Genomic DNA, 24,290 nt, shown 5'->3' on the forward strand with positions numbered 1-24,290 from the left:
AAGCTAGTAAGATCCCTGAAAGATGATCAGGTTGATAGGTTCGAGGTGGAAGCATGGTGACATGTGGAGCTGACGAATACTAATAGATCGAGGACTTAACCATATAATATGTAGCAAATGTTATCTAGTTTTGAAAGAATATAAAAAACTTATTGACTTTCGAGGTCAAATGAGTTAAAATGATTCTTGTCTTAAATGAATACAGTCTGGTAATGATGGCAGAGAGGTCACACCCGTTCCCATACCGAACACGGAAGTTAAGCTCTCTAGCGCCGATGGTAGTTGGGACCTTGTCCCTGTGAGAGTAGGACGTTGCCAGGCAAAATGGAGGATTAGCTCAGCTGGGAGAGCACCTGCCTTACAAGCAGGGGGTCGGCGGTTCGATCCCGTCATCCTCCACCATATATGTCGGAGGGGTAGCGAAGTGGCTAAACGCGGCGGACTGTAAATCCGCTCCTTCGGGTTCGGCAGTTCGAATCTGCCCCCCTCCACCATTCTTAATTAATGGGCTATAGCCAAGCGGTAAGGCAACGGACTTTGACTCCGTCATGCGCTGGTTCGAATCCAGCTAGCCCAGCCATTAAGAGCCATTAGCTCAGTTGGTAGAGCATCTGACTTTTAATCAGAGGGTCGAAGGTTCGAGTCCTTCATGGCTCACCATTTTAATGAAATATGCGGGTGTGGCGGAATTGGCAGACGCACTAGACTTAGGATCTAGCGCCTTTGGCGTGGGGGTTCGACTCCCTTCACCCGCACTTTTAATAAAATAACTCATACATGTCTTGCGGAAGTAGTTCAGTGGTAGAATACAACCTTGCCAAGGTTGGGGTCGCGGGTTCGAATCCCGTCTTCCGCTCCAATTTTCAATATGACATGCCGGGGTGGCGGAACAGGCAGACGCACAGGACTTAAAATCCTGCGGTGGGTGACCACCGTGCGGGTTCGACCCCCGCCCTCGGCACCATATGCGCCCGTAGCTCAATTGGATAGAGCGTTTGACTACGGATCAAGAGGTTAGGGGTTCGACTCCTCTCGGGCGCGCTTTTATTAACGGGAAGTGGCTCAGCTTGGTAGAGCACCTGGTTTGGGACCAGGGGGTCGCAGGTTCAAATCCTGTCTTCCCGATATTCCCAAAAAACATGGGGCCTTAGCTCAGCTGGGAGAGCGCCTGCCTTGCACGCAGGAGGTCAGCGGTTCGATCCCGCTAGGCTCCACTTTATTTAATATATGTCTCGGAGGTATACCCAAGTTCGGCTGAAGGGATCGGTCTTGAAAACCGACAGGCGGTGAGAATCGCGCGGGGGTTCGAATCCCTCTACCTCCTCCATTTTTTCTTTAATGGTTTAGACATATAATAATAAAATATTTATTTTTTCCTTCATGGAGGTATACCCAAGTTCGGCTGAAGGGATCGGTCTTGAAAACCGACAGGCGGCGAGAGTCGCGCGGGGGTTCGAATCCCTCTACCTCCTCCATTTTTTAAAACTTTATATTGTCGCGGGGTGGAGCAGCACGGTAGCTCGTCGGGCTCATAACCCGAAGGTCGCAGGTTCAAATCCTGTCCCCGCAACCAAATGGTCCCGTGGTGTAGTGGTTAACATGCCTGCCTGTCACGCAGGAGATCGCCGGTTCGACCCCGGTCGGGACCGCCATTTATGTTGGCTCGGTAGCTCAGTCGGTAGAGCAGAGGACTGAAAATCCTCGTGTCGGCGGTTCGATTCCGTCCCGAGCCACCATTTTTTTATGCCGGCTTAGCTCAATTGGTAGAGCAACTGACTTGTAATCAGTAGGTTGGGGGTTCAAGTCCTCTAGCCGGCATCATTTAGGGGCATAGTTTAAAGGTAGAACTGAGGTCTCCAAAACCTCCAGTGTGGGTTCGATTCCTACTGCCCCTGTAAAGTATATGGGCCTATAGCTCAGCTGGTTAGAGCGCACGCCTGATAAGCGTGAGGTCGATGGTTCGAGTCCATTTAGGCCCACCATATATTATTCCGCAGTAGCTCAGTGGTAGAGCTATCGGCTGTTAACCGATCGGTCGTAGGTTCGAGTCCTACCTGCGGAGCCATGGCCCGTTGGTCAAGTGGTTAAGACACCGCCCTTTCACGGCGGTAACACGGGTTCGAATCCCGTACGGGTCATACAAAAAGAGTCAGCATTATGCTGGCTCTTTTTTATTTTGTTAATCCTTTTTATTACGTTACTTTCCAGAAATAAATAAAGGAATTTTGGAAAAGCTATGGTATGTATAAAAAGGAGGAAATCATAATGACACGAGTGAGAGACTTAATGAGTACCCATATTGTACATTGTACACCGCTAGACAATGTATATGAGGCAGCTGTAAAAATGAAGGAAGAATCGGTTGGATTAATTCCTGTTGTTGAAAATGAGCAAGTTGTTGGGCTTGTTACTGATCGTGATTTAGTCGTTCGAGGGATTGCTGAAAAACATCCTGGATCTAATAAGATTACAAATGTAATGACAACAAATATTATCTCAGTTTCTCCAAATGATTCTATTGAAAAAGCTACAGAGCTAATGGCACAGCATCAAATTAGACGATTACCAGTAGTTGATAGTGGTCAACTTATTGGCATGTTAGCACTAGGAGATTTAGCTATAAGGGAATCAGCAGATGATCAAGCTGGATTTGCCTTGAGCGAAATCTCAGAGCGTACAGAGTAAATTGAAACTTTCATTAACCGAGAGTTTAATGGTCACTCATAAAGAGCTAAATTATATATAAATTTCAGATACATTATTCTAGTATATATGGATTAAACTAATATGTTAGCGTGATGTATCTGAGACATTATATAATAAGTATGTGGTTAATAATTTCGACATTTTTTTAAAATTTGTTATTCTTAATTTTTAATAAGAGAAAAGATGATATACTGATAGATATAAGTATTATGAGAGATTTTGAATATAACAATATTAATTTTTAGTGGTGCGATAATAAATTAATATTTCCTACATAGATGAAAAGGGAAGGGGAATTATATGAAGGCTGTACAGGGCGATCCAAATTGGAATTTGGTTACAGATACATATATAGAACCAAATAATTTCGCTGAATTATTTTCTTTGCTTGTACCTTGTCACCCAAAAGGTGAGGGGAAAGAACGAACTATATTAGTATGGAAAGAGAAAGAATTTTATAAAGAAGAAAATTTAGCGGCATTTATCGTATATGGCATGAATAAAGCAAAGAAATTACCGCAGTTTCATAAAGATGAAATTCCAACTTTAGTGCGTATTCTTCGCTTATGCCAAGAGATTGGTTGGTATGAAGAGGCAAATGATTTTATGATAGCGCAAGGATTAGCTGAGTTTGTTCATACTTCATTGGAATATGAAACATGGGATCTTTTGACGCAATCAGTTGCTTTAAATTATTTAATTATTAAATATCGTATAGGTGAATTGACAGATAGGGATATTGAAATTTGGGATAGAGTTAAATTTAATGAGAAGTGTATAACCGATTGTAAACATTTATTATCTCATAAAGAAGTATTGGAATTTACATTCTTTTATATGTGCAAGAGAGCGAAATCATTATCAAAAGAGCAATTAAATAGTGATATGATGAGTTTAGCAATGTATTGTAATACTTTTGTATATGATTTGTATACACATGATTTATTACGGAAATATCGTAAGTGTACAGATTTCCTATCATATTATGGACCTAGTCAGGCAGTTTTAGCATGTCAAAGAGCTGTATTATCTCAAATTTCCGATCGCTTAGACCCATTAAAGACAACGCATGTAGATGATTATTTATATGTGATGAAAGAAATGATGGAGCATATGACGATAGGAGTAATGGATCGATATGGTCATTTTATTGGAAAGCTACTATCTTATGTGCCATTTTTCGAAATGATACAAGTTCCACAGCATGCATATTATTGTGAAGAATTACTGTATATTTGTAAGGGCATTGAATATAAAGAAGAAACACTACGCAATTATATATTTATACAATTACATGATTGTTTACCATCATTCTTTAGGCTATTTCTTAAAAATAAGCGTTACGCAACGATTCATGATATTCTTTTCTATTGGTGCGATGACGAACAACGAATGAGCTTAGAGAAAAAATATAATCTGAGCTTTATTTATGAAAAATATGCTTGTGGATAAACAATATTTTCGATATGAAAAATTAATATAAATTAAAAAGGATCTCCAGTTTATGTGAGATCCTTTTTTGTTAGTAAAACAAGGAGGAAGTGATTAAGATAAGAAACAACATTCCATATAGGAGAAGTTGTGCAGTATAACTTCCTTGTATACCAAAAAAAGTATTGGCTTTCTTATACAAATTCAATATGTATTTTATTGGAGTATCTTTGAAAGATTGGTACACAGTGTCTCCTCTTTCTAAGCTTCTTGTTTTTGTTTTTGGTTATAAGGGACATTAATATATCTAGCTACAAATAATAAAACAGCCATAAAGAATACTGGAAATACAGTAGATAAATAAAAGCCATTACTAATTATATTTGTTATGAGAGCACTCAAAAGAAAAATAGCATTATAAATATGGGCAATTTTTTGTTTTAGTTGCACTTGAAATGATTCCATCATAATTTCTAATGCAACAAAAGCAATAATAATAGATAAAAATACAATATTTGTATTGTAAATGATTAAACAACAGATTAAACCTAAAAAGGCTACGTATTCAATTATAAGAGGTATATTGCGTGGCATACAATTTACCTAACTAAATATGGCAGTGGATTTACTGCATTTGTTTTTTCAAAATTCCATTCTCCATTATGTAATTCAAAATGAAGATGTTGCCCGTATGAATGACCTGTGTTTCCCATATGACCTATTAATTGTCCAGTTTGTACTTGATCACCAGCTTGTACAGTGCGATCCTTCATATGAGCATAAACAGTTGTATATAATTTCCCATTGATTTGATGCGCAATGAAAACAACATTGCCATAGCTAGCTGAATAATAAGATTTCACAACTTTACCTGCAGCAGCAGCTTGGATAGAGACGTTTCCTGGAGCGGCAATATCTATACCATAATGCATTTGTTCCCAGCGTATATCAAAGGTTGAGCTAATTCTTCCTTGAGCGGGGAATTTGAAAGCAGCTGGAATTGATGAAGGCTGATCTGTTTTAGCTTGTGGTTGATTTTGTACTACATAGTGTTTTGCTACATATCCGTATCCTGTGCCAAAACGAATTTTATACCAAGTACCTACAGTTTCTACTACTTGTACTTGTGTACCGTTTTGTAATGAACCGAGTAGAGCGCTACTTGTACTAGCGGTGCTACGTACATTTAGATTAGGTGTTGCAACAGTATATTTTGTATTATTTTGAACGGTGATTCCTTTTACTAAGGGTTGTGAACCATTAGAGATGAATGCTTTTTGTACGTAACCTGTTTGGCCATTATGTGATATTTTATACCATTCGCCTTGATCTTCTTGAACGGTAATAAACTTACCATTTGGTAATACATCTAAAATGGAAGATTCTAAATTAGGTTCAGAGCGAACGTTTAATGCATTAGCATTAACGATGTATTGATCATTAGATTGAAGTTTGTTTTTTAGTAAAATAGCATCTTTTTGTACATAACCTACTTTATTATGAACAGATACTTTATACCAACCATTAGTTGTTTCAAGGATGTTCACTTTTGTATTAAAGCGAATTGTATCAATTGATGTGCTTTTTACGTTATCTTCTGTATGTAATGCTACTTGATCGACTTTGACATACCCAGTTTTAATATTAGATAATTGTTCAGCGTTTGCTTTTTGTACATTTGTTTCACCCATAGAAGGAAGTAAAGAAGCAATCGCTACAGTAGTTGCTGTTAAAGCAGTAGCTTTCATATTCATGGAATAGAGACCTCCTCTAGTTGTATAGTTGTAATTTTATTATAGTATAAAGATATAATATAGTGGGGGTATTCACATAAATGTAATATGAAATCAATATAAAAATAAATTTTTTGAAGATAATGATTCCTTTTTATACAATTAATCGGGGTTTTATTTTCTAAAATAGAATGTATGTATTGTATACTTTTGATATTATGTTGATAATTAAGAAAATTAAAAAAAGTTGATGATGTCTTATTAGGGTGTTATACTGACAGTGATAATTTTATAGTTTGCTAGGAGAGCTGGTGTTGCCAGCTGAGAGTAGGCCGTAAGCCTTTGATCCTTTTTATTACCTGATCTAGATTATGCTAGCGTAGGGAAGCAATTCGGACACTAACAATGAGTCCCCGTTTCTTTGCGTATAGAAACGGGGCTTTTTTATTTGAAAATTTCATATTGAAACCACTAGGGGTGCTTGACTTGCTGAGAGAGGAATAATCCTTAACCCTTACAACACCTGATCTAGGTAATACTAGCGAAGGGAAGTGGAGCATCGAATAAATGTATAACTTTATTTGCTGTAACCACTTCTTATATATAGAAGTGGTTTTTTATTTAGATACATATATTGAAAGGGGATAGAGAAATGAAATTTTGCGATAGATTATTAGAAACTGTGCAACCGGTTTGGGAGATGAGTCATAATCATCCGTTTGTAGTGGGTATGGGAGATGGCACGTTAGAAAAAGATAAATTCCAGTATTATATTATTCAAGATTATTTATATCTGCTAGATTATGCAAAGTTATATGCGATTGGTGTTGTAAAAGCAACGAATCCACAAGTAATGGGAAAGTTCGCTGAACAAATTGATGGAATATTAAATGGCGAAATGACAATCCATAAACAATATGCAAAAAGACTTGGAATTTCTATAGAGGAGATAGAGTCTGCGAAACCATCTGCTAAAAATTTAGCTTATACAAATTACATGATGTCTGTATCTCAAAATGGCACACTTGCGGAATTAATAGCAGCGCTTCTTCCATGTATGTGGAGCTATTGGGAAATTGGAAAGCGTTTAAATGATATTCCTGGAGCAAGAGATCATGAGTTTTTTGGTGAGTGGATTCAAGGATATAGTTCGGAAGAATACGGTAATCTTTGTATTTGGTTAATAGATTTATTAAATGAAATGGCAGTTGGAAAGTCTGAGACAGAACTAGAAAGATTAGAGGAGATCTTCTTATATTCCAGTCGATTTGAATATTTATTCTGGGATATGTCCTATCGTAAGGAGATGTGGGGATTTGAGGAGCAAGAACATACTACAGTTTCATAATGTTTCTTTTCATTACGATGAGAAACCAATCATCCATGAATTAAATGCTTCTATACATGAGAAAGAGTTTGTCAGTATTATCGGACCGAGTGGATGTGGGAAAAGTACTTTATTTCGCCTTATTACAGGTCTAGAAAAGGTAAGTACTGGACAGATAGAACTGACAGAAACAAAGCACCATCCTGTAGGATATATGCCGCAAAAAGATATGCTTTTGCCGTGGAGAACAATTATTGAGAATGCTGCCCTGCCGCTAGAGTGCCAAGGTGTACAGAAGAAAGAAGCAGAAGTAAAGGCAAAGGAACTGTTACATAAATTTGGTTTGCAAGGGTATGAGAAAAAATATCCGAAAGATTTATCTGGTGGTATGAGACAACGTGTATCTTTTATTCGAACTTTATTAACAGGCGGGGAGATATTGCTGTTAGATGAACCATTTAGTGCGTTGGATGCTTTAACGAAGACCTCTTTGCAAGAATGGTTGTTTGAACAATGGCAAGAGTGGGAAAAAACAATTTTATTCATTACTCATGATGTTGAAGAAGCTTTATTTCTTTCAAACCGAGTTTTAGTAGTGGAACAGCAGCCGATAACGACTTTGACTGAACGGACTGTACCGCTTGATCATAACAGAACACGAAAAGATTTATATAAACCGGAAGTATTAGCGCTGAAAGATGAGCTTCTTAGTATGTTACAAAGGCAGGTACTTGTGTGATGAACCGATTGAAAGAATTAGTTCCTGCTATTACACTTTCTAGTATTTTACTAGCTGTGTGGGAAATAGGAGCAAGAATTGTAGATGAGATGTACATTTTACCGTCACCTTCTGCGATTTTAATGAAGATATGGAAACTAAAAGACATATTATTTACAGTTCATTTACCTGCAACGTTATACGTCGTTTTAATAGGTGTTGTTATCTCTATCGTATTAGGTGTAGGGCTAGCGATGTTAATGAATGCGAGTACATGGATGGAGAGAGCATTTTATCCATTATTAGTTGCTTCACAAACGATTCCGATTACTGCGCTTGCTCCGCTATTTGTTTTATGGTTTGGATATACAATTTGGAGTAAGGTTGTTGTCACAGTTTTAATTACGTTTTTCCCAATTGCGGTCAATACGTATGATGGACTGCGTAGTACGAAAAAAGAATGGGAGGAGCTCTTAGTTACATATGGAGCAACAAAAAGAGATATTTTTCTTAAATTAAAGTTGCCGTCTGCTCTTCCTTATTTTTTCTCAGCTTTAAAAATTGCAGTTCCGCTTAGTGTTATCGGAGCAGCAATTGGAGAATGGCTCGGTGCACAAGCTGGGCTTGGATATTTCAGTAAGAGAATGATGACGCAGTTAGATGGAGCTGGCGTATTTGCACCTATTGTATTGTTATCATTATTAGCTATTTTCTTCGTCGTAATTATTTCCATATTAGAAAAGAAATTCATTAGTTGGAGGAAGCATTCATGAAATTTTTAAAGCGCATCTTTGTGTTTACATTATTAATTGCAATAATTGCAGGATGTTCGAGTAATTCAGCATCAGACAAAAGTAAAAAAGAGAAAGAAATAACAGTCATGTTAGATTGGTATCCAAATGCGGTACATAGCTTTATCTATGCAGCAATTGAAAAAGGATACTTTAAAGAAGAAGGTGTAAAGGTAAATATTAAATTCCCTTCTAATCCGACTGATCCATTAACGCTGGCAGCAGCAGGGAAGGTGACAGTTGGCTTGTATTATCAGCCAGATGTTGTTATGGCGAAAGCGAATGAGCAAATTCCAGTGAAATCAATTGGGGCTGTCGTACGTTCACCATTAAATCATGTTGTATCACTGAAATCAGCGGGCATTCAATCACCGAAAGATTTAGAAGGAAAAACAGTAGGATACTCTGGAACACCATTAAGTGAGATGTATTTAAAAACGATGGTAAAAGAAGCTGGTGGTAATCCTGATACAGTGAAAGTAGTAGATGTTGGCTTTGATTTAGTACCAGCATTAATTACGAAGAAAGTAGATGCGGTAACAGGGGCATACATTAACCATGAAGTACCTGTTATGCGTCATGAAGGCCATGAACCAGCGTACTTTAATCCAGCTGATTACGGAGTACCAAACTATCATGAGCTTGTGTTTGTAACAGGTGATAAAACGTTGAAAAAAGATAAAGAGGCGTTGCAAGCTTTCTTACGTGGTACGAAAAAAGGCTATGATTTCATGAAGAAAAACCCAGATGAAGCATTGAATATTTTATTAAATCATCAAGAAAAAGAAAACTTCCCACTTGTGCCAGAAGTTGAAAAGGAAAGTATGAACATTTTATTAGAGAAGATGGAAACGAAAGATGAGCCATTCTTATCAGATTCAAAAGAATCTTGGGAGAAACAAAATAAGTGGCTGAAGGACAAAGGAATGACGAAAGAAACCGTCCCAGCCGATGAATTATTCGAAAATATTTTAAAGTAGGCGAATGAATATGAAAAATGAGCTCCACGTAATCTCAAATGGCCATATGCCATTCGAAGAGTTAGTGAATGTAGCGATGCAAATTGAGAGTGAGATTGATTATTTGCATATTCGTGAGCGTGAGAAGAGTACGAAGGAATTATATGAAGGTGTGGAAAGTCTATTAATGGAGGGCTTTCCAGCTTCTAAAATTGTCATAAACGATCGAATTGATATTGCAATTTTATTAAATATTCCTCGTGTTCAACTAGGATATCGAAGTACAGATGTAAAGTCAGTGAAAGAAAAGTTTTCGTATTTGCATGTCGGTTATTCTGTGCATTCGCTAGATGAAGCAATAGTAGCTTTTAAAAATGGAGCGGATTCACTCGTTTATGGCCATGTATTTCCGACAGATTGTAAAAAAGGTGTGCCAGCGAGAGGGCTTGAAGAAATTTCAGACATTGCAAGGTGTTTATCTATACCGATTACAGCAATTGGAGGAATTACCCCAGAAAACACAGTGGATGTTCTTACTAACGGTGTAAGCGGTATAGCAGTTATGTCTGGAATTGTAAGTAATAGTAACCCGTATAGCAAAGCGAAATCTTATAAGGAATCAATAAGAAAGTGGGCGGAAAAACATGTGTGAGAAGTATGATGTAGCGATTATTGGTGGTGGTGTAATTGGTAGTTCAGTTGCACATTTTCTAGCAGAAAGAGGACATAAAGTAGCGATTGTGGAGAAGCAAAGTATTGCATCGGAAGCTTCAAAAGCAGCTGCTGGTTTACTTGGTGTTCAGGCAGAATGGGATGCGTATGATCCGCTATTTGAACTTGCTAGAGAAAGCCGAGCTATATTTCCACAACTTGCAGCAGTTTTACGTGAAAAGACGGGTGTTGATATTGGATATGAAGAAAAAGGAATTTATCGTATTGCTCAAAATGAAGATGAGAAGGAAAGAATTCTTCACATTATGGATTGGCAGCAGAAAACAGGTGAAGATTCTTATTTTCTAACGGGAGACCATGTGCGGGAAAAAGAGCCATATCTATCCGAATCTATTATAGGAGCAGTATATTATCCGAAAGACGGTCATGTTATTGCACCAGAGCTTACGAAAGCATTCGCACATTCTGCAGCGATTTCCGGTGCTGATATATATGAACAGACAGAAGGATTTGATATCCGTATTGAAAATAATAAAGTGACTGGAGTTATTACAAGTGAAGGTATTGTCACATGTGAGAAAGTCGTTATTGCAGGAGGTTCATGGAGCACGAAGTTACTCAGTTATTTTCACCGCGATTGGGGTACATATCCAGTTAAAGGAGAAGTGGTTGCGGTAAGAAGTAGAAAACAACTTTTAAAAGCACCTATTTTTCAAGAAAGATTTTACATTACTCCAAAGCGCGGTGGACGTTACGTAATTGGGGCAACAATGAAGCCACATACGTTCAATAAAACTGTGCAGCCAGAAAGTATAACTTCTATATTAGAGCGTGCTTATACAATATTGCCAGCTTTAAAAGAAGCAGAATGGGAAAGCACGTGGGCAGGATTAAGACCACAATCGAATCATGAAGCTCCTTATATGGGAGAGCATGAAGAAATAAAAGGTTTATATGCTTGCACGGGCCATTATCGAAACGGTATTTTATTAAGTCCTATTTCTGGCCAATATATGGCTGATTTAATAGAAGGAAAGCAAGAGAATCATTTGCTAGATTCATTGCTTTCTAGAAGAGTTTAGAAAGGGGATGGAAGTTTGAATTTAAAAATTAATGGTAACCAAATTGAAGTGCCAGCGAGTGTAAAAACAGTAGCTGAGCTACTTACACATTTAGAGCTAGATAACAGAATTGTTGTAGTAGAGCGTAATAAAGATATTTTACAAAAAGATGATCATACAGATACATCTGTTTTTGATGGAGACCAAATTGAGATTGTAACTTTCGTAGGAGGCGGTTGATTATGTTAAACATTGGACCATTTTCATTTCATTCTAGACTTTTATTAGGAACAGGTAAATTCCCTGATTTTGACGTACAGCAAAAGGCAATTGACGTTTCTGAAGCTGAAATTTTAACGTTTGCAGTACGTCGTATGGATATCTTTGATGCAAAGCAACCTAATTTATTAGAGAAACTTGATGTGAAAAAATATACGTTATTACCAAATACAGCAGGAGCAAAAAACGCTGAAGAGGCTGTTCGTATTGCAAAATTAGCAAAAGCTTCTGGGCTTTGTGACATGATAAAGGTAGAAGTTATTGGTGATGATAGAACGTTATTACCTGATCCGGTAGAAACATTAAAGGCATCTGAAATGTTACTGGAAGAAGGATTTATCGTACTTCCGTATACATCTGATGATGTTGTATTAGCACGTAAATTACAAGAGCTTGGCGTGCATGCGATTATGCCAGGAGCATCTCCAATCGGATCAGGACTTGGTATTGTAAATCCATTAAATTTGAGCTTCATTATTGAACAAGCGACAGTACCAGTTATCGTTGATGCCGGTATTGGTAGCCCAGCTGATGCGGCATTTGCAATGGAATTAGGAGCAGATGGCGTGTTATTAAATACAGCTGTATCAGGAGCAAAAGATCCTATTAAAATGGCACAAGCAATGAAATTAAGTATTGAAGCAGGCCGTTTAGGATTTGAAGCAGGTCGCATTGCACGTAAGCGTTGTGCAACTGCAAGTAGTCCTTTAGAAGGAATGAGCGTAGTTGAATAATCGATATTCTCGTCAAGAACTATTTTCTCCAATTGGAGAAGAAGGACAGCAAAAGATAAGAGAAAAGCATGTGCTTATTATCGGTGCAGGTGCATTAGGTAGTGCAAATGCAGAGATGTTTGTAAGAGCAGGTGTTGGCAAGATAACAATTGTTGACCGTGATTATGTAGATTGGAGTAATTTACAAAGACAACAATTGTATGCAGAGAGCGACGTAAAGAATAATCTTCCAAAAGCTATAGCGGCTAAAAAACGTTTAGAAGAGATTAATAGTGATGTAACAATAGAAGCTCTCGTTCAAGATGTAACAGCTGAAGAGCTAGAAGAACTTGTTATAAATGTTGATGTAATTATTGATGCGACTGATAATTTCGAAACGCGCTTTATTGTAAATGATATATCACAAAAATATTCTATTCCATGGATTTACGGTGCATGTGTAGGTAGTTACGGTCTTTCTTACACAATCCTTCCTAGTAAAACACCATGTTTATCATGTTTATTACAGTCGATTCCGCTTGGCGGGGCAACATGTGATACAGCGGGTATTATATCACCTGCTGTATCTCTTGTCGTTTCTCATCAAGTAACAGAAGCTCTTAAACTGTTAGTAGAAGATTACGAATCACTTCGAGATGGGCTTGTATCGTTTGATATGTGGAAGAATGAGTATTCATGTATGAATGTGCAAAAACTTCGCCAGCATAATTGTCCTTCATGCGGAGAGAATGCATTATATCCGTATTTAAATAAAGAAAACACATCAAAAACAGCAGTTTTATGCGGGCGAAATACAGTTCAAATTAGACCACCTCATAAAGATGAAATGAATTTTGAACAATATAAAGAGTTGTTGGAAGGTCGTGTAAATGATTTAAATATAAATCCATATTTACTATCATTTTCTGTTGAAGACAAGAGGTTAGTAGCCTTTAAAGATGGCCGTGTGCTCGTACATGGAACGAAAGATATAAGCGAAGCAAAAACGATTTATCATCGCTATTTTGGATAGAAAAGGATGAGTGGGATGAAAGTGAATAAAGCTTTAACAATTGCAGGGTCTGATAGCGGCGGCGGTGCTGGAATTCAGGCAGATTTAAAAACATTCCAAGAGCTTGGTGTATACGGAATGACGGCTATTACGGCAATTACTGCTCAAAACACGCTTGGCGTTCAAGGGGTATATCCTGTTCCATTAGAAGGTATTACAGAACAGCTGAATTCAATTGGTACGGATGTAACACCAGATGCAGTGAAACTAGGAATGTTATTTAGTAGTGAAATAATTCAAATTGTTGCAGAACAAATTAAAAAGTTTGGCTGGAATAATATTGTGCTAGATCCCGTTATGATTGCAAAAGGCGGTGCATCATTATTACAGCAAGAAGCAGTTCAAGCATTAAAAGAATATTTATTACCAGTAGCAACTGTTATAACACCGAATGTCCCAGAAGCAGAAGTGTTAACTGGGATGGAGATTCATAATGTTGAAGATAGTAAGGAAGCTGCAAAAATATTGCATGAATTAGGTGCTAAATATGTGCTTATGAAGGGCGGACATGCAGAATATCAAGGGAATGAAGTAATTGATTTCCTCTTTGATGGAGAAAAATTTATTGAGTTTAGAAGCGAGCGAATTCCTTCAAAGCAAACGCATGGAAGTGGGTGTACATTTGCTTCAGCGGTTACAGCAGGACTTGCGAAAGGATACTCAATTGAAGATGCTGTTCAAGAAGCAAAACGATTTATTAGTATAGCAATTGAAGAGCCATTGAATATTGGTAGTGGTCATGGACCGACGAATCATTTTGCGTATAAAGTGAATAGAACGCGTGTATAGATAAGTGAAAAGCCAGTTTTATAACTGGCTTTTTTTCTGTTTACTTTTTCAAAATACAGGAGTAATATATCAGCCAGAATACATTTTTTTGTAAACGCTGAGTCCAATTATATGGAGCGGAGGAACCAATTTGTGCAGTGTCACTAGGGGTGAATCTTTCAAGTTTGAAAGTAGGGCTACTCTCAAAGTCCGAATCCGACAGCTAACTTCGTAAGCGTCTTGAGAGAGGACGGTGCCATGATGGATACATCACTTCATCGATCTGATTAGTATAGGGGAATATCAATCTATGTTTGATTTCTTTTATACTAAGGAGGATGAGGTACATGGAACTAACACTTATTTGTGTTGGAGAAGAAAGTAAGGTAAATAGTTTAAGAGATTTAGTATCATTTCAACATGAGTTAATTATTTTTACAGCAAATGAAGAGATAGCGGCTGAAGTTAGGAATTGTGGGTTTGATTGGACTTATAGCTGCAGTAAGGAGCAGGACTTTACTAGTATTTGTGAGTGTATTAAGAAGGTGATTTTACTAGGGGATGAGCTTCCAATCGTTAGTTTTTTCACAGAACACATTCGCTTTTCTTTTCAAGCACCTATTACTGTTGTTACAAGGAATAAACGATATCCAGCGAGGCTCTATGAAACAATTGGAGCTAAGTTTGTCGTGTTTACAAATTGTGATAATATTTCTTTTTTATTTTTTGAATAGGGCGGGGGAAGAAATGATGAAGGTACTATTACTTGGAGATATAGCAAATCGTTGGGCAGTATCGGTAGAGCGAGTTCAAGAATTGGTTCAGATCGATCCCCTTTTTCCAGGGCCGTATATTATATTACCATCAAAAGATGCTTTGTATTTAGAGGTAGATATTACCGAGTATGAGCAGCTACATGCAGAATTGACACAAGTTTATATTCGCGGGAGAAATTTACGTGCATTTTTACGAGGAGAATAAAGGTTGAATAAAAAAGAGCGAATGCTGAGTGCAACAAGCTATGCACTTCATGTCATTCGCTCTTTTTATTTCATATTTAAAAGGTCATTTTTAAGAAAAGAGAAGAGAAATAAAGAAAATAGATGAAATAATAGTAATAATCTTCAATGTAAGCGTTTAAATGAATGTAAATATTATTATTTTCAGTAATTTACTCCTTTACAAGTGAAATATAGAGGAGTATATTTACTCTCATAAATCATTCATAAAATTTCCAAAAAAACCTAAAATCGCTGAGTTCCAGAAATGGAGCGGGGGAACCAATTTTGTGCATCGTCACTTGGGGTGAATCTTTCAGTTTTGAAAGTAGGGCTACTCTTTAGGCCCGAATCCGACAGCTAACCTCGTAAGCGTTTAGAGAGGAGGTTTACTTTTTGTTGTTCATTTTTTGAACACTGAGTAGAGCTCAGTGTTCTTTTTTAATATTTAAATGGTAAATTTTAACAAAAATAAAGTGAGGGATAGCTATGTTAGATGTTGTAATGGTCGGGATTTTTATTTTATTAGTTGCATCAATGGCAAGTCTTGCAAGTTGGTCAGATAAAGTTGTGAAAGAAGGAAAGCAATCATGATGATTGTCTTATCGGTTATTGTCGCAGCAATTACAGTGTATTTAGTGTATGCATTATTAAATCCAGAGAAGTTTTAATTAGGGGGAATCATTCATTATGATTTGGGTTGCAGTCATTATTACAATGCTCTTGTTTATTTTAGTAGCAAAGCCAACGGGGGTTTATTTAGAAAAAGCTTTTCAAGGTAGCAAAACGCTAGATAAAGTATTTGGGCCTTTTGAAAAATTTATTTTTAAAATTACGGGTGTAAAAGAATACAATCAAACGTGGAAACAGTACGCATTATCATTAGTTTTACTCAACGGATTTATGATTGTTGTTGTATATTTCATTTTCAGATTACAAGGTGTGCTGCCGCTAAATCCAGCGCATATTGAAGGGATGGAGCCTACGCTCGCTTTTAATACAGCGATTAGTTTTATGGCTGATACAAATTTACAGCATTATAGCGGTGAAAATGGTTTATCCTATTTATCACAATTAATCGGGATTACATTTTTAATGTTTGCGGCACCAGCAACGACATTAGCGCTCGTTATGGCTTTTATAAGAGGACTTGCTGGAAAAGAACTTGGTAACTTTTTCGTTGATTTTACGAGAGCGTTAACGAGAGTGTTTCTTCCTATCGCATTTATTGCGGCACTAGTTTTTGTCGCACTTGGCGTACCCCAAACGTTAGATGGGGCGGTTACAGCACAAACGATTGATGGGGCAAAGCAAAGTATATTACGTGGACCTGTTGCATCATTCGTTTCCATAAAGGAACTTGGAAATAACGGCGGTGGATTTTTCGGAGCGAACTCTACGCATCCTTTTGAAAATCCAGGACAAATGAGTAATATTTTGCAAATGATGCTTATGATGTTATTACCAACAGCACTTCCATTTACGTACGGACGAATGGTAGGAAATAAAAAACAAGGTCGCATCCTTTTCGTATCACTTTTTATGGTGTTTTTACTAGGATTTATAACGATTACGACATCTGAACTAAATGGGAATCCGGCATTAAATGGAATGGGTATCGAACATGTACAAGGAAGTACAGAAGGGAAAGAAGTACGATTTGGAACAGTATTTTCTTCATTATACGCAACGGTAACGACAGCTGCTGAAACAGGCGCTGTTAATACGATGCATGATACGTTAACACCAATTGGCGGTTTAGTTCCGCTTGTAAATATGATGTTAAATACTGTGTATGGCGGCGTTGGAGCAGGTTTTGTAAACATTATTATGTATGCAATTATCGCGGTGTTTATATCTGGGTTAATGGTTGGACGGACACCAGAGTTTTTAGGTAAAAAGATTGAAGGTAAGGAAATGAAATTAATCGCGGTCACGATTTTATTTCATCCATTGCTCATTTTAGGATTTTCGGCATTAGCTCTTTCAACAAATTTAGGGACGGATGCTATTTCTCATTCCGGTTTCCACGGTTTGACGCAAGTGGTATATGAATATACATCGTCAGCTGCGAATAACGGATCTGGATTTGAAGGATTAGGAGATAATACACCGTTTTGGAATATTACGACTGGTTTAGTTATGTTTTTAGGACGTTACTTCAGTTTAATTACGATGCTAGCTGTGGCAGCTTCATTGAAAGAAAAAACGGTAGTGCCAGAAACAGTCGGAACGTTCCGTACAGATAATAGTTTATTTGGTGGCATCTTCATCGGAACAATTGTAATTGTCGGTGCATTAACATTCTTCCCAATGTTAGTACTCGGTCCAATTGCAGAATTTCTTACATTGAAGTAATGGAGGGTAAATGATGAGACCGGTAGTAGTAAAAGAAAAACAATTAAATGAGTCCCAAATACATGCTGTAGAAGATGAAGTTAGACAAGCGAAAACGATGGATCGTGATATCGTAACACATGCGATGAAGCAATCCGTTGCGAAATTGAATCCGAAGGTCATGATAAAGAATCCGATTATGTTCGTTGTGGAAATTGGATTTATCATTACGTTCATTTTATCTTTTCTTCCAAGCAGTTCTAGTAGTATACCAGGATGGTTTAATATAACAGTTTCTCTCATTCTATTATTTACAGTTTTATTTGCGAATTTTGCAGAAGCATTAGCAGAAGGTCGTGGTAAAGCGCAAGCCGATTCTTTAAAGCAGTCGAAGAAAGATGTGTTTGCAAATGTAGTAAAAGAAAATGGAGACATTGTCCAAGTTTCAGCAACTGATCTTAGAAAAGGTGACGTTGTTATCGTAAAACAAGGAGAAATGATTCCAAGTGATGGCGAAGTAATCAAAGGATTAGCATCTGTAGATGAATCTGCAATTACAGGTGAATCAGCTCCTGTTATAAAAGAAGCAGGCGGTGATTTTTGTTCCGTAACAGGTGGAACGATGGTCGTAAGTGATGAAATTACAATTGTCATTACGAGTAATCCTGGTGAATCATTTATCGATAAAATGATTTCTTTAGTAGAAGGAGCTGCTCGTCAAAAAACGCCGAATGAGATTGCTTTAAATACAGTATTAACGAGCTTAACTCTTATTTTCTTGATCGTCGTTGTGACGTTGCCGATTTTTACAAATTATTTAGGCTTTCAAATTGATACAGCTGTACTCGTAGCATTGTTAGTATGTTTAATTCCAACGACAATTGGTGGTTTGCTATCAGCGATTGGTATTGCTGGGATGGACCGGGTAACAAAATTTAACGTGTTAGCGATGTCAGGGAAAGCAGTAGAAGCTGCTGGCGATATTAATACAATTATTTTAGATAAAACAGGTACAATTACTTTTGGGAACCGAATGGCTCATACATTATTACCTGTAGGAAATGAAACGATTGAGCAAGTTGGAAAGTGGGCCGCTATTAGTTCTGTTTTAGATGAAACACCAGAAGGTCGATCTGTTATCGAGTATGTGCAGGGAAAATCTATATCATATAATAGAGAACTTGCAGAACAAGGTGAGTTTGTTCCGTTTAAAGCAGAAACGAGAATGAGTGGTGTTGATTTACAAGACGGAACGAAAGTGAGAAAAGGTGCTGTAGGTGCCGTTATTGAATGGGTTGAGTCACAAGGCGGAACAATTCCGAAAGATGTAAATCAAAAAGCAGACTTAATTTCAAAAGAGGGCGGAACACCACTTGTAGTTGCAGTAGATAATCGTATTTATGGCTTAATTTATTTAAAGGATACAGTAAAACCGGGTATGCGTGATCGTTTTGAACAGTTGCGCCAAATGGGGATTAAAACGGTTATGTGTACAGGTGATAATCCGTTAACAGCAGCAACGATTGCAAAAGAAGCTGGAGTAGATGAATTCGTTGCCGAGTGTAAACCGGAAGATAAAATTGCTGTTATTAAAGCAGAGCAAGATAAAGGGAAACTTGTAGCGATGACAGGTGATGGTACAAATGATGCTCCAGCATTAGCACAGGCGGACGTTGGATTAGCGATGAACAGTGGTACGACAGCAGCAAAAGAAGCGGCAAACATGATTGATCTAGACTCGAATCCAACGAAAATTATTGAGGTTGTAGGAATCGGTAAGCAATTGTTAATGACGCGAGGTGCTTTAACGACGTTTAGTATTGCGAATGATATAGCGAAATATTTTGCAATCATTCCAGCAATGTTTACACTTGCGATTCCGCAAATGGAAGCATTAAACATTATGAAACTAACATCACCACTGTCAGCAATTTTATCAGCATTAATATTTAACGCTGTTATTATTCCATTACTCATTCCGTTAGCGATGAAAGGTATTGCATATAAACCGATGAGTTCTAATGCATTGCTTAGCCGAAACTTACTTATTTATGGGCTTGGCGGAGTTATCGTTCCGTTCATTGGAATTAAGGTAATTGATATGATTGTCGGCTTGTTTATATAAGGAAGAGGGGAAAAAGATGGAGAAGAAACAAAGTATACTATCACCAATTATCCGTATTACTTTTACATTTCTAGTGTTGTGTGGACTTGTATACCCACTTATTGTTACTGGTATTGCACAAGCAGTAATGAAGGATAACGCGGATGGAAGTCTAATATATAATGATAAAAATGAAGTGATTGGTTCTAAATTAATTGGTCAAAACTTCACGAATCCACGTTATTTTCAAGGGCGTGTTTCTAGTATTGAATATAAGGCTGAAGCATCTGGTTCAAATAACTATGCACCATCTAATCCAGATTTAGCAAAGCGAGTAGAGAAAAGTATTGCGGACTGGAAGGAAAAAAATCCAGCTGTTTCGGTTACAGAAATACCAATAGATTTAGTGACAAATTCAGGTTCAGGGCTTGATCCTGATATTAGTCCAAAGGCGGCCTCGGTGCAGGTGGATCGCATCTCGAAATTAACGAATATTCCGAAAGAAAAACTTAATCAATTGATTAAAGATCAAACAGAAGGTGCTGCGCTTGGTTTATTTGGAGAGACCCGCGTAAACGTCTTAAAGCTAAATTTGGCATTACAGAAATTAATGAAATAGTAACAGTGCTACCTCAATCTAATGGATTGAGGTAGCGTTGTTTCGAATGAAAGGTAGTGTTTATTTTGTATGCAGATGATTATGAACCGAAGTTTCAAAGGCGAACGCCAGAGGAATATTTAGAATATATTCGTCAGCAAAATCGCGGAAAGTTAAAGCTATATGTAGGAGCAGCTCCAGGCGTAGGAAAAAGTTATAAAATGCTCTTTGATGCAAGGGAAATGAAAAAAGATGGAATTGATATTGTAATTGGTTTAATTGAAACGCATGGAAGAAAAGAGACGGAAGAAGCAATTGCTGATTTAGAAAAAGTTCCTTTGAAAGAAATACAGTATAAAGGAAAGGTATTTTATGAGCTTGATGTGGAAGGAATAAAAAAACGCGCGCCGCAAGTAGTTGTAGTGGATGAACTTGCGCATAGTAATGTTCCTGGTTCTAAACATAAGAAACGTTATATGGATGTGCAGGAATTGTTAGAGGCTGGTATATCGGTATTATCAGCTTTTAATATTCAACATTTAGAAAGTGTTCATGATATTGTAGCTCAAATTACGAATGTAAAAGTAAGAGAACGAATTCCAGATTTTATTTTACAAAAAGCAAATGAAATTCAGCTCGTTGATGCAACGCCCGAGGTATTAAGGAAGAGACTAATAGACGGAAAGATATATAAAGAAGAAAAAATTCAGCAAAGCTTACAAAACTTCTTTACACTTAATAATTTAGGAGCACTTAGGGAATTATCACTTCGAGAAGTTGCGGATGATATGGACGAGAAAATTAGCCAAACAGTAATAGAACCGATTGGCGTAAAAGAAAAAATTCTCGTTTGTGTACAATACAGTTCAACAGCGGAGAAATTAATACGACGGGGATGGCGCATGGCTGATCGGTTAAATGCTGAATTGTACGTATTAAACGTTGAGAGGGAAAATATAGATTCTATTTCAGCTGGAAAAAAGCAGACGATCGAAGAGTGGAAGGCGCTCACGAATCAATTTGATGCAAGTTTTGTATTAGAAGAAGCAAAGGGAAGAAAGCCAGCGGATGTTATTATTGAAGTCGCGAAAAGATTGCAAGTAACACAAATTTTACTTGGGCAATCAGCGAGAACGCGGTGGGAAGAAATTCGAAAAGGTTCTATTGTAAATGAAATTATGAGACAAACAAAGTATATTGATATTCATATTGTTGCGGATCAAAGAGGATAAATAGAGCCGACCTTTTTTGGGGCTCTATTTTGCTTTTTGTACAGAATGAAAACTTAGCATTTTCATTGCATATAAGATTACAAGTAAAAACATAATTGCGCCTAGGAAGAAAATCCAAAAGTAATTTTGGTTAAATAAAAGAAATCCACCTATAAGTGGCCCTGTGCCCATACCAAGATAGCGGATGAAGTTGTACATACCGATAGCTGTTGCGCGTTCTTGTACGAATTCTTCTGTTAATAAAGTGGTGTGAGTTGGCATAGAAAGTCCCATACTAAAACCGTACAAAGATGTAACGATAATGATAAATGGGATATTGATGTTATATGTGAAAGAGAATAAAACGACACATATAATATTGAAGAAACTCGTAATAAATAAAGCTTGCTTTGTTGTGAGGCGTTTTTGCAAAAATTTGTAGCAAAAACTTCCTAGCATGATAGAAAGAGACATTGGTACAAACATAAGACCAATTTTATTTACAGTTAAATGAAATGAATTTGTTAAAATACTCGGTAAAAAAACGAGAAAGCAAAAGTAAATACAAAATTGAATGAAGCCAATAAGAGTAATAGAAAATCCAGTTTTATTTTTTAAGATAAGAGAGTAATTCTTTTGTGCTTTAGATTGTTTAATTATATTTGGCTTTGTTTCTGGGAGTAGTGAAATGTTTATAATTAATAAGATAATGCCAAGTGTAGATAAAAAGAGAAATACAGATAAGTGACCATGTATACTGCCAAGATAACCACCTATGAGAGGAGCCATTGCAGGTGCGAGGGCAAGTAACATTTGGTATAGGCTCATCGCTTCTCCGCGTTCTTTTCCTTCAAATAAATCGCCGATAATCGTTGCTGAAACTACAGGTATAGCCGCTATTCCTATAGCTTGAACAGCTCTAAAAAAGAGAAATAAATAAATGTTTGCCGAAAAAGCACATCCGATTGAACCAATTGTACTAATGACCAAACTAGGAATAAGGACAGATTTTCTTCCTTTTGTATCAATTAAAGGTCCATATACGAGCTGCATAATTGCAAGAACGAATGTGAAAAGTGAAACGGTTATATTTACAAGATAAAGAGAAGTGTGAAAAGAATTTTGAATCATCGGTAAGATAGGTGTGTAAATATTTTGCGCGAAGGAACCGAATAAGGCACTAATACAGACAACATATAAAATAAAAGTTAGTTTAGAGTTTTTCATCATGTTAACCTCCTTGTGAATTAGTTTCCTTGGAAACTAAATTTATTTTAACATGATTTTCTTACTTGTAAAGATGAAAAAATGGTTTTAAAATGGTATATAGTTAAATTGTTTCTTTGGAAACTTAGGAGGCGAACGGATTGAAGCATGCAACGAAGCAAATGGAAATACTTTCGGACATTCGTACACTTTTGCATAAAAAAGAAGAACATTTAAAACGACAAAATGAGAAGTTTCTTCGTGAGACAGGCGTAAGTAGTATGTCTTTATCTGAGTTACATGTAATCGAATGTATCGGAAAAAATGGTTTGATGAATGTAACGGCAATTACGACAGAAATGGGCATGACGAAGGGAGCAATCTCTAAAATTTGTACAAAGTTGTTTCAAAAGCAATTCGTTGAGAAGATGCAAATGTTAGATAATCAAAAAGAAATCTTCTTCAGCTTAACGGAGAGTGGGAATGAAATATATAAAGCTCATGAAAAATTGCATAAGCAAGCTGAAGAAAAGTGGTTGTTACTTTTAGATGGATATACGAAAGAAGAGCAAGACTTTATTCAAAGGTTTATAAAGGATGTCTCCGGTCATTTGGAAATATAATTGGAAGAAAAAACTCCTTTTTCTCAAGACTTTTAAATATAATTTCTGAAAGAACTCATATATAATAGAAAAAGATACTTAACATGGTGAATAATTAAAGAGTCAATATATATAGAGGAGAGAGTAACATGCTTGAAAATACGGGGTTAGTATTAGAAGGCGGCGGTATGCGTGGTGTATACACGGGCGGGATATTAGAATACTTTATGGAACAAGATTTATATTTTCCATATGTAATCGGTGTATCAGCTGGTGCTTGTCATGCAGCGTCGTATCTTTCCAGACAAAGAAATAGAAATAAAACGGTCAATATTGATTATGCATCACATCCGAAATATTTATCGTATAAAAATTTATGGAGAAAACGTCAGCTATTTGATATGGATTTCATTTTTCATGAAATTCCAGAAAAGCATGTGCCGTTTGATTTTGAAACATACTTTAATAGCCCAGAACGTTTCCTTGTAGGAACGACGGATTGTGAAACAGGACAGTCTGTTTATTTTGAAAAAGAAGGAACGAATGATGATGCACTAAATTTATTACAAGCGTCTAGTTCATTGCCTTTCATTGCACCAGTAGTAAATTATCGTGGTAAGCAACTGTTAGATGGCGGGATTTCTGATCCAATTCCAGTTCGTAAAGCACAGGAAGATGGATTTAAAAAATCAGTCGTAATTTTAACGAGAAATCATGGTTACGCAAAGAAAAAATCAAGATTTGGGTGGATTGCTGCGAAAGCTTATAAAAAATATCCGAACCTTGTGAACACGATGCTAAATCGTTATGAAGTGTATAATGAAACACTTCACTATATTGAAAAAGAAGAACAAGCTGGGAATTTATTTGTTATTCGTCCAGAAGTACCGCTTCAAGTAGATCGTATGGAAAAAGATACAGCAAAACTACAAAATCTATATGAGCAAGGCTATGAAGATGCAAAGAGACAGTTTGCAGATTTGCAGGCGTTCTTGCAAAAATAA

26 protein-coding genes, 20 tRNA genes, 2 rRNA genes and 4 riboswitches are annotated in these 24,290 nt (G+C 36.9%); of the genes, 45 read left to right on the plus strand and 3 right to left on the minus strand.

Annotated elements, in window-relative coordinates:
- The 24 genes from ACTFRU_RS06750 to ACTFRU_RS06865 form a co-directional block, all read left to right on the plus strand.
- A 23S ribosomal RNA gene (locus tag ACTFRU_RS06750) occupies positions 1-103 on the plus strand; the annotation flags it as partial.
- 102 nt (positions 104-205) lie between these two features.
- Positions 206-321: ribosomal RNA gene (rrf, locus tag ACTFRU_RS06755) — 5S ribosomal RNA — on the plus strand.
- A gap of 5 nt (positions 322-326) precedes the next feature.
- Positions 327-402 (plus strand) — tRNA-Val (locus tag ACTFRU_RS06760).
- Positions 403-410: 8 nt separating this feature from the next.
- Positions 411-494, plus strand: a tRNA-Tyr gene (locus ACTFRU_RS06765).
- A gap of 11 nt (positions 495-505) precedes the next feature.
- Positions 506-580, plus strand: a tRNA-Gln gene (locus ACTFRU_RS06770).
- Positions 581-584: 4 nt separating this feature from the next.
- Positions 585-660 (plus strand) — tRNA-Lys (locus ACTFRU_RS06775).
- A 14-nt stretch (positions 661-674) separates the two neighbouring features.
- Positions 675-755: transfer RNA gene (locus tag ACTFRU_RS06780), tRNA-Leu, on the plus strand.
- A gap of 29 nt (positions 756-784) precedes the next feature.
- Positions 785-859: transfer RNA gene (locus ACTFRU_RS06785), tRNA-Gly, on the plus strand.
- Between the two features lie 16 nt (positions 860-875).
- Positions 876-964 (plus strand) — tRNA-Leu (locus ACTFRU_RS06790).
- A gap of 3 nt (positions 965-967) precedes the next feature.
- Positions 968-1,041, plus strand: a tRNA-Arg gene (locus ACTFRU_RS06795).
- Positions 1,042-1,051: 10 nt separating this feature from the next.
- Positions 1,052-1,125, plus strand: a tRNA-Pro gene (locus ACTFRU_RS06800).
- Between the two features lie 16 nt (positions 1,126-1,141).
- Positions 1,142-1,214, plus strand: a tRNA-Ala gene (locus ACTFRU_RS06805).
- A 20-nt stretch (positions 1,215-1,234) separates the two neighbouring features.
- Positions 1,235-1,327 (plus strand) — tRNA-Ser (locus ACTFRU_RS06810).
- Between the two features lie 55 nt (positions 1,328-1,382).
- Positions 1,383-1,475, plus strand: a tRNA-Ser gene (locus ACTFRU_RS06815).
- A 21-nt stretch (positions 1,476-1,496) separates the two neighbouring features.
- A tRNA-Met gene (locus tag ACTFRU_RS06820) sits at positions 1,497-1,573 on the plus strand.
- Between the two features lie 3 nt (positions 1,574-1,576).
- Positions 1,577-1,652, plus strand: a tRNA-Asp gene (locus ACTFRU_RS06825).
- A gap of 8 nt (positions 1,653-1,660) precedes the next feature.
- A tRNA-Phe gene (locus ACTFRU_RS06830) sits at positions 1,661-1,736 on the plus strand.
- A gap of 9 nt (positions 1,737-1,745) precedes the next feature.
- A tRNA-Thr gene (locus tag ACTFRU_RS06835) sits at positions 1,746-1,818 on the plus strand.
- Positions 1,819-1,824: 6 nt separating this feature from the next.
- A tRNA-Trp gene (locus tag ACTFRU_RS06840) sits at positions 1,825-1,895 on the plus strand.
- Between the two features lie 10 nt (positions 1,896-1,905).
- Positions 1,906-1,982 (plus strand) — tRNA-Ile (locus ACTFRU_RS06845).
- A gap of 8 nt (positions 1,983-1,990) precedes the next feature.
- A tRNA-Asn gene (locus ACTFRU_RS06850) sits at positions 1,991-2,065 on the plus strand.
- A 1-nt stretch (position 2,066) separates the two neighbouring features.
- Positions 2,067-2,138 (plus strand) — tRNA-Glu (locus ACTFRU_RS06855).
- 127 nt (positions 2,139-2,265) lie between these two features.
- Entirely contained in the window at positions 2,266-2,685 is a 420-nt protein-coding gene (locus ACTFRU_RS06860) for a CBS domain-containing protein (RefSeq protein ID WP_000199011.1), read from the plus strand.
- A gap of 321 nt (positions 2,686-3,006) precedes the next feature.
- The gene (locus tag ACTFRU_RS06865; RefSeq protein ID WP_000648912.1) at positions 3,007-4,158 is read left to right on the plus strand and encodes a DUF3965 domain-containing protein; all 1,152 of its coding nucleotides are present in this window, start codon (positions 3,007-3,009) and stop codon (positions 4,156-4,158) included.
- Between the two features lie 240 nt (positions 4,159-4,398).
- Here the strand turns inward: ACTFRU_RS06865 and ACTFRU_RS06870 are convergent, their stop codons facing one another.
- Together ACTFRU_RS06870 and ACTFRU_RS06875 are read right to left on the minus strand one after the other, a co-directional pair.
- On the minus strand, positions 4,399-4,731 hold the full coding sequence (locus ACTFRU_RS06870; protein ID WP_001137823.1) for a hypothetical protein: 333 nt from the start codon (positions 4,729-4,731) through the stop codon (positions 4,399-4,401).
- Positions 4,732-4,736: 5 nt separating this feature from the next.
- Positions 4,737-5,891, minus strand: a complete 1,155-nt coding sequence (locus tag ACTFRU_RS06875; RefSeq protein WP_001056037.1) for an SH3 domain-containing protein — start codon at positions 5,889-5,891, stop codon at positions 4,737-4,739.
- A gap of 270 nt (positions 5,892-6,161) precedes the next feature.
- Positions 6,162-6,273: riboswitch (TPP riboswitch) on the plus strand.
- Positions 6,274-6,333: 60 nt separating this feature from the next.
- Positions 6,334-6,437, plus strand: a riboswitch (TPP riboswitch).
- Between the two features lie 85 nt (positions 6,438-6,522).
- Between ACTFRU_RS06875 and tenA the strand changes: the two genes are divergently transcribed.
- The 19 genes from tenA (at position 6,523) to kdpDN (ending at position 21,499) form a co-directional block, all read left to right on the plus strand.
- A complete protein-coding gene (gene tenA / locus ACTFRU_RS06880) occupies positions 6,523-7,218 on the plus strand; it encodes a thiaminase II (protein ID WP_000666828.1) in 696 nt (231 codons plus the stop codon).
- The gene (locus ACTFRU_RS06885; protein WP_001256791.1) at positions 7,187-7,936 is read left to right on the plus strand and encodes an ABC transporter ATP-binding protein; all 750 of its coding nucleotides are present in this window, start codon (positions 7,187-7,189) and stop codon (positions 7,934-7,936) included. Before tenA ends, ACTFRU_RS06885 begins: the two co-directional genes overlap by 32 nt.
- Positions 7,936-8,688 carry an ABC transporter permease gene (locus ACTFRU_RS06890; protein ID WP_001080853.1) on the plus strand — a complete coding sequence of 251 codons (753 nt, stop codon included), beginning with the start codon at positions 7,936-7,938 and terminating at the stop codon, positions 8,686-8,688. Before ACTFRU_RS06885 ends, ACTFRU_RS06890 begins: the two co-directional genes overlap by 1 nt.
- The gene (locus ACTFRU_RS06895; RefSeq protein ID WP_088345612.1) at positions 8,685-9,686 is read left to right on the plus strand and encodes an ABC transporter substrate-binding protein; all 1,002 of its coding nucleotides are present in this window, start codon (positions 8,685-8,687) and stop codon (positions 9,684-9,686) included. The genes ACTFRU_RS06890 and ACTFRU_RS06895 overlap by 4 nt, the downstream gene beginning before the upstream one ends.
- 10 nt (positions 9,687-9,696) lie before the next feature.
- Entirely contained in the window at positions 9,697-10,317 is a 621-nt protein-coding gene (gene tenI / locus ACTFRU_RS06900; protein WP_139849181.1) for a thiazole tautomerase TenI, read from the plus strand.
- Entirely contained in the window at positions 10,310-11,419 is a 1,110-nt protein-coding gene (gene thiO, locus ACTFRU_RS06905; RefSeq protein WP_440037549.1) for a glycine oxidase ThiO, read from the plus strand. The genes tenI and thiO overlap by 8 nt, the downstream gene beginning before the upstream one ends.
- Before the next feature lie 15 nt (positions 11,420-11,434).
- On the plus strand, positions 11,435-11,638 hold the full coding sequence (gene thiS / locus ACTFRU_RS06910) for a sulfur carrier protein ThiS (protein WP_001049502.1): 204 nt from the start codon (positions 11,435-11,437) through the stop codon (positions 11,636-11,638).
- Between the two features lie 2 nt (positions 11,639-11,640).
- The gene (thiG, locus tag ACTFRU_RS06915) at positions 11,641-12,411 is read left to right on the plus strand and encodes a thiazole synthase (RefSeq protein WP_000931981.1); all 771 of its coding nucleotides are present in this window, start codon (positions 11,641-11,643) and stop codon (positions 12,409-12,411) included.
- Complete coding sequence (thiF, locus tag ACTFRU_RS06920) at positions 12,404-13,423, plus strand: thiazole biosynthesis adenylyltransferase ThiF (protein WP_001065417.1); 1,020 nt, start codon at positions 12,404-12,406, stop codon at positions 13,421-13,423. The genes thiG and thiF overlap by 8 nt, the downstream gene beginning before the upstream one ends.
- Positions 13,424-13,438: 15 nt before the next feature.
- On the plus strand, positions 13,439-14,251 hold the full coding sequence (gene thiD / locus ACTFRU_RS06925) for a bifunctional hydroxymethylpyrimidine kinase/phosphomethylpyrimidine kinase (protein ID WP_000867387.1): 813 nt from the start codon (positions 13,439-13,441) through the stop codon (positions 14,249-14,251).
- A gap of 85 nt (positions 14,252-14,336) precedes the next feature.
- A riboswitch (cyclic di-AMP (ydaO/yuaA leader) is annotated at positions 14,337-14,484 on the plus strand.
- 93 nt (positions 14,485-14,577) lie between these two features.
- Complete coding sequence (locus ACTFRU_RS06930; RefSeq protein WP_000424090.1) at positions 14,578-14,964, plus strand: hypothetical protein; 387 nt, start codon at positions 14,578-14,580, stop codon at positions 14,962-14,964.
- Between the two features lie 13 nt (positions 14,965-14,977).
- A complete protein-coding gene (locus tag ACTFRU_RS06935; RefSeq protein ID WP_001985933.1) occupies positions 14,978-15,211 on the plus strand; it encodes a hypothetical protein in 234 nt (77 codons plus the stop codon).
- A gap of 3 nt (positions 15,212-15,214) precedes the next feature.
- Positions 15,215-15,337 carry a hypothetical protein gene (locus tag ACTFRU_RS06940; RefSeq protein WP_001034421.1) on the plus strand — a complete coding sequence of 41 codons (123 nt, stop codon included), beginning with the start codon at positions 15,215-15,217 and terminating at the stop codon, positions 15,335-15,337.
- Between the two features lie 134 nt (positions 15,338-15,471).
- Positions 15,472-15,617, plus strand: a riboswitch (cyclic di-AMP (ydaO/yuaA leader).
- Positions 15,618-15,717: 100 nt separating this feature from the next.
- On the plus strand, positions 15,718-15,822 hold the full coding sequence (locus tag ACTFRU_RS06945; protein ID WP_000887894.1) for a SipW-dependent-type signal peptide-containing protein: 105 nt from the start codon (positions 15,718-15,720) through the stop codon (positions 15,820-15,822).
- Entirely contained in the window at positions 15,822-15,899 is a 78-nt protein-coding gene (gene kdpF, locus ACTFRU_RS06950; RefSeq protein WP_223153441.1) for a K(+)-transporting ATPase subunit F, read from the plus strand. Before ACTFRU_RS06945 ends, kdpF begins: the two co-directional genes overlap by 1 nt.
- A gap of 19 nt (positions 15,900-15,918) precedes the next feature.
- Entirely contained in the window at positions 15,919-17,586 is a 1,668-nt protein-coding gene (gene kdpA, locus ACTFRU_RS06955) for a potassium-transporting ATPase subunit KdpA (protein ID WP_440037550.1), read from the plus strand.
- Positions 17,587-17,599: 13 nt separating this feature from the next.
- A complete protein-coding gene (kdpB, locus tag ACTFRU_RS06960) occupies positions 17,600-19,690 on the plus strand; it encodes a potassium-transporting ATPase subunit KdpB (protein WP_001248002.1) in 2,091 nt (696 codons plus the stop codon).
- 16 nt (positions 19,691-19,706) lie between these two features.
- Positions 19,707-20,288 carry a K(+)-transporting ATPase subunit C gene (gene kdpC / locus ACTFRU_RS06965; protein WP_197323490.1) on the plus strand — a complete coding sequence of 194 codons (582 nt, stop codon included), beginning with the start codon at positions 19,707-19,709 and terminating at the stop codon, positions 20,286-20,288.
- A 56-nt stretch (positions 20,289-20,344) separates the two neighbouring features.
- On the plus strand, positions 20,345-21,499 hold the full coding sequence (kdpDN, locus tag ACTFRU_RS06970) for a KdpD-like non-kinase potassium sensor (protein WP_074619043.1): 1,155 nt from the start codon (positions 20,345-20,347) through the stop codon (positions 21,497-21,499).
- A gap of 24 nt (positions 21,500-21,523) precedes the next feature.
- Here kdpDN and ACTFRU_RS06975 read toward each other — a convergent pair whose 3' ends face one another.
- Positions 21,524-22,705: an MFS transporter gene (locus ACTFRU_RS06975; RefSeq protein ID WP_440037551.1), complete on the minus strand. Its 1,182-nt coding sequence runs from the start codon at positions 22,703-22,705 to the stop codon at positions 21,524-21,526.
- A gap of 140 nt (positions 22,706-22,845) precedes the next feature.
- Here ACTFRU_RS06975 and ACTFRU_RS06980 point away from each other — a divergent pair, with 140 nt between their 5' ends.
- Both ACTFRU_RS06980 and ACTFRU_RS06985 read left to right on the plus strand, forming a co-directional pair.
- Positions 22,846-23,307, plus strand: coding sequence for a MarR family transcriptional regulator (locus ACTFRU_RS06980; RefSeq protein WP_000679681.1), 462 nt, complete (start codon positions 22,846-22,848; stop codon positions 23,305-23,307).
- A gap of 128 nt (positions 23,308-23,435) precedes the next feature.
- Positions 23,436-24,290, plus strand: a complete 855-nt coding sequence (locus tag ACTFRU_RS06985) for a patatin-like phospholipase family protein (RefSeq protein ID WP_000892679.1) — start codon at positions 23,436-23,438, stop codon at positions 24,288-24,290.

Source organism: Bacillus cereus group sp. MYBK220-1, assembly GCF_051916445.1.
Classification (GTDB): Bacteria; Bacillota; Bacilli; order Bacillales; family Bacillaceae_G; genus Bacillus_A; species Bacillus_A cereus.

Coding starts and splice junctions, on each gene's coding strand:
- ACTFRU_RS06860 (WP_000199011.1), top strand. CDS start 2,266: ATGACACGAGTGAGAGACTTAATGAGTACCCATATTGTACATTGTACA.
- ACTFRU_RS06865 (WP_000648912.1), top strand. CDS start 3,007: ATGAAGGCTGTACAGGGCGATCCAAATTGGAATTTGGTTACAGATACA.
- ACTFRU_RS06870 (WP_001137823.1), bottom strand. CDS start 4,731: ATGCCACGCAATATACCTCTTATAATTGAATACGTAGCCTTTTTAGGT.
- ACTFRU_RS06875 (WP_001056037.1), bottom strand. CDS start 5,891: ATGAATATGAAAGCTACTGCTTTAACAGCAACTACTGTAGCGATTGCT.
- tenA (WP_000666828.1), top strand. CDS start 6,523: ATGAAATTTTGCGATAGATTATTAGAAACTGTGCAACCGGTTTGGGAG.
- ACTFRU_RS06890 (WP_001080853.1), top strand. CDS start 7,936: ATGAACCGATTGAAAGAATTAGTTCCTGCTATTACACTTTCTAGTATT.
- ACTFRU_RS06895 (WP_088345612.1), top strand. CDS start 8,685: ATGAAATTTTTAAAGCGCATCTTTGTGTTTACATTATTAATTGCAATA.
- tenI (WP_139849181.1), top strand. CDS start 9,697: ATGAAAAATGAGCTCCACGTAATCTCAAATGGCCATATGCCATTCGAA.
- thiO (WP_440037549.1), top strand. CDS start 10,310: ATGTGTGAGAAGTATGATGTAGCGATTATTGGTGGTGGTGTAATTGGT.
- thiG (WP_000931981.1), top strand. CDS start 11,641: ATGTTAAACATTGGACCATTTTCATTTCATTCTAGACTTTTATTAGGA.
- thiD (WP_000867387.1), top strand. CDS start 13,439: ATGAAAGTGAATAAAGCTTTAACAATTGCAGGGTCTGATAGCGGCGGC.
- ACTFRU_RS06930 (WP_000424090.1), top strand. CDS start 14,578: ATGGAACTAACACTTATTTGTGTTGGAGAAGAAAGTAAGGTAAATAGT.
- ACTFRU_RS06935 (WP_001985933.1), top strand. CDS start 14,978: ATGATGAAGGTACTATTACTTGGAGATATAGCAAATCGTTGGGCAGTA.
- ACTFRU_RS06945 (WP_000887894.1), top strand. CDS start 15,718: ATGTTAGATGTTGTAATGGTCGGGATTTTTATTTTATTAGTTGCATCA.
- kdpF (WP_223153441.1), top strand. CDS start 15,822: ATGATTGTCTTATCGGTTATTGTCGCAGCAATTACAGTGTATTTAGTG.
- kdpA (WP_440037550.1), top strand. CDS start 15,919: ATGATTTGGGTTGCAGTCATTATTACAATGCTCTTGTTTATTTTAGTA.
- kdpB (WP_001248002.1), top strand. CDS start 17,600: ATGAGACCGGTAGTAGTAAAAGAAAAACAATTAAATGAGTCCCAAATA.
- kdpC (WP_197323490.1), top strand. CDS start 19,707: ATGGAGAAGAAACAAAGTATACTATCACCAATTATCCGTATTACTTTT.
- ACTFRU_RS06975 (WP_440037551.1), bottom strand. CDS start 22,705: ATGAAAAACTCTAAACTAACTTTTATTTTATATGTTGTCTGTATTAGT.
- ACTFRU_RS06985 (WP_000892679.1), top strand. CDS start 23,436: ATGCTTGAAAATACGGGGTTAGTATTAGAAGGCGGCGGTATGCGTGGT.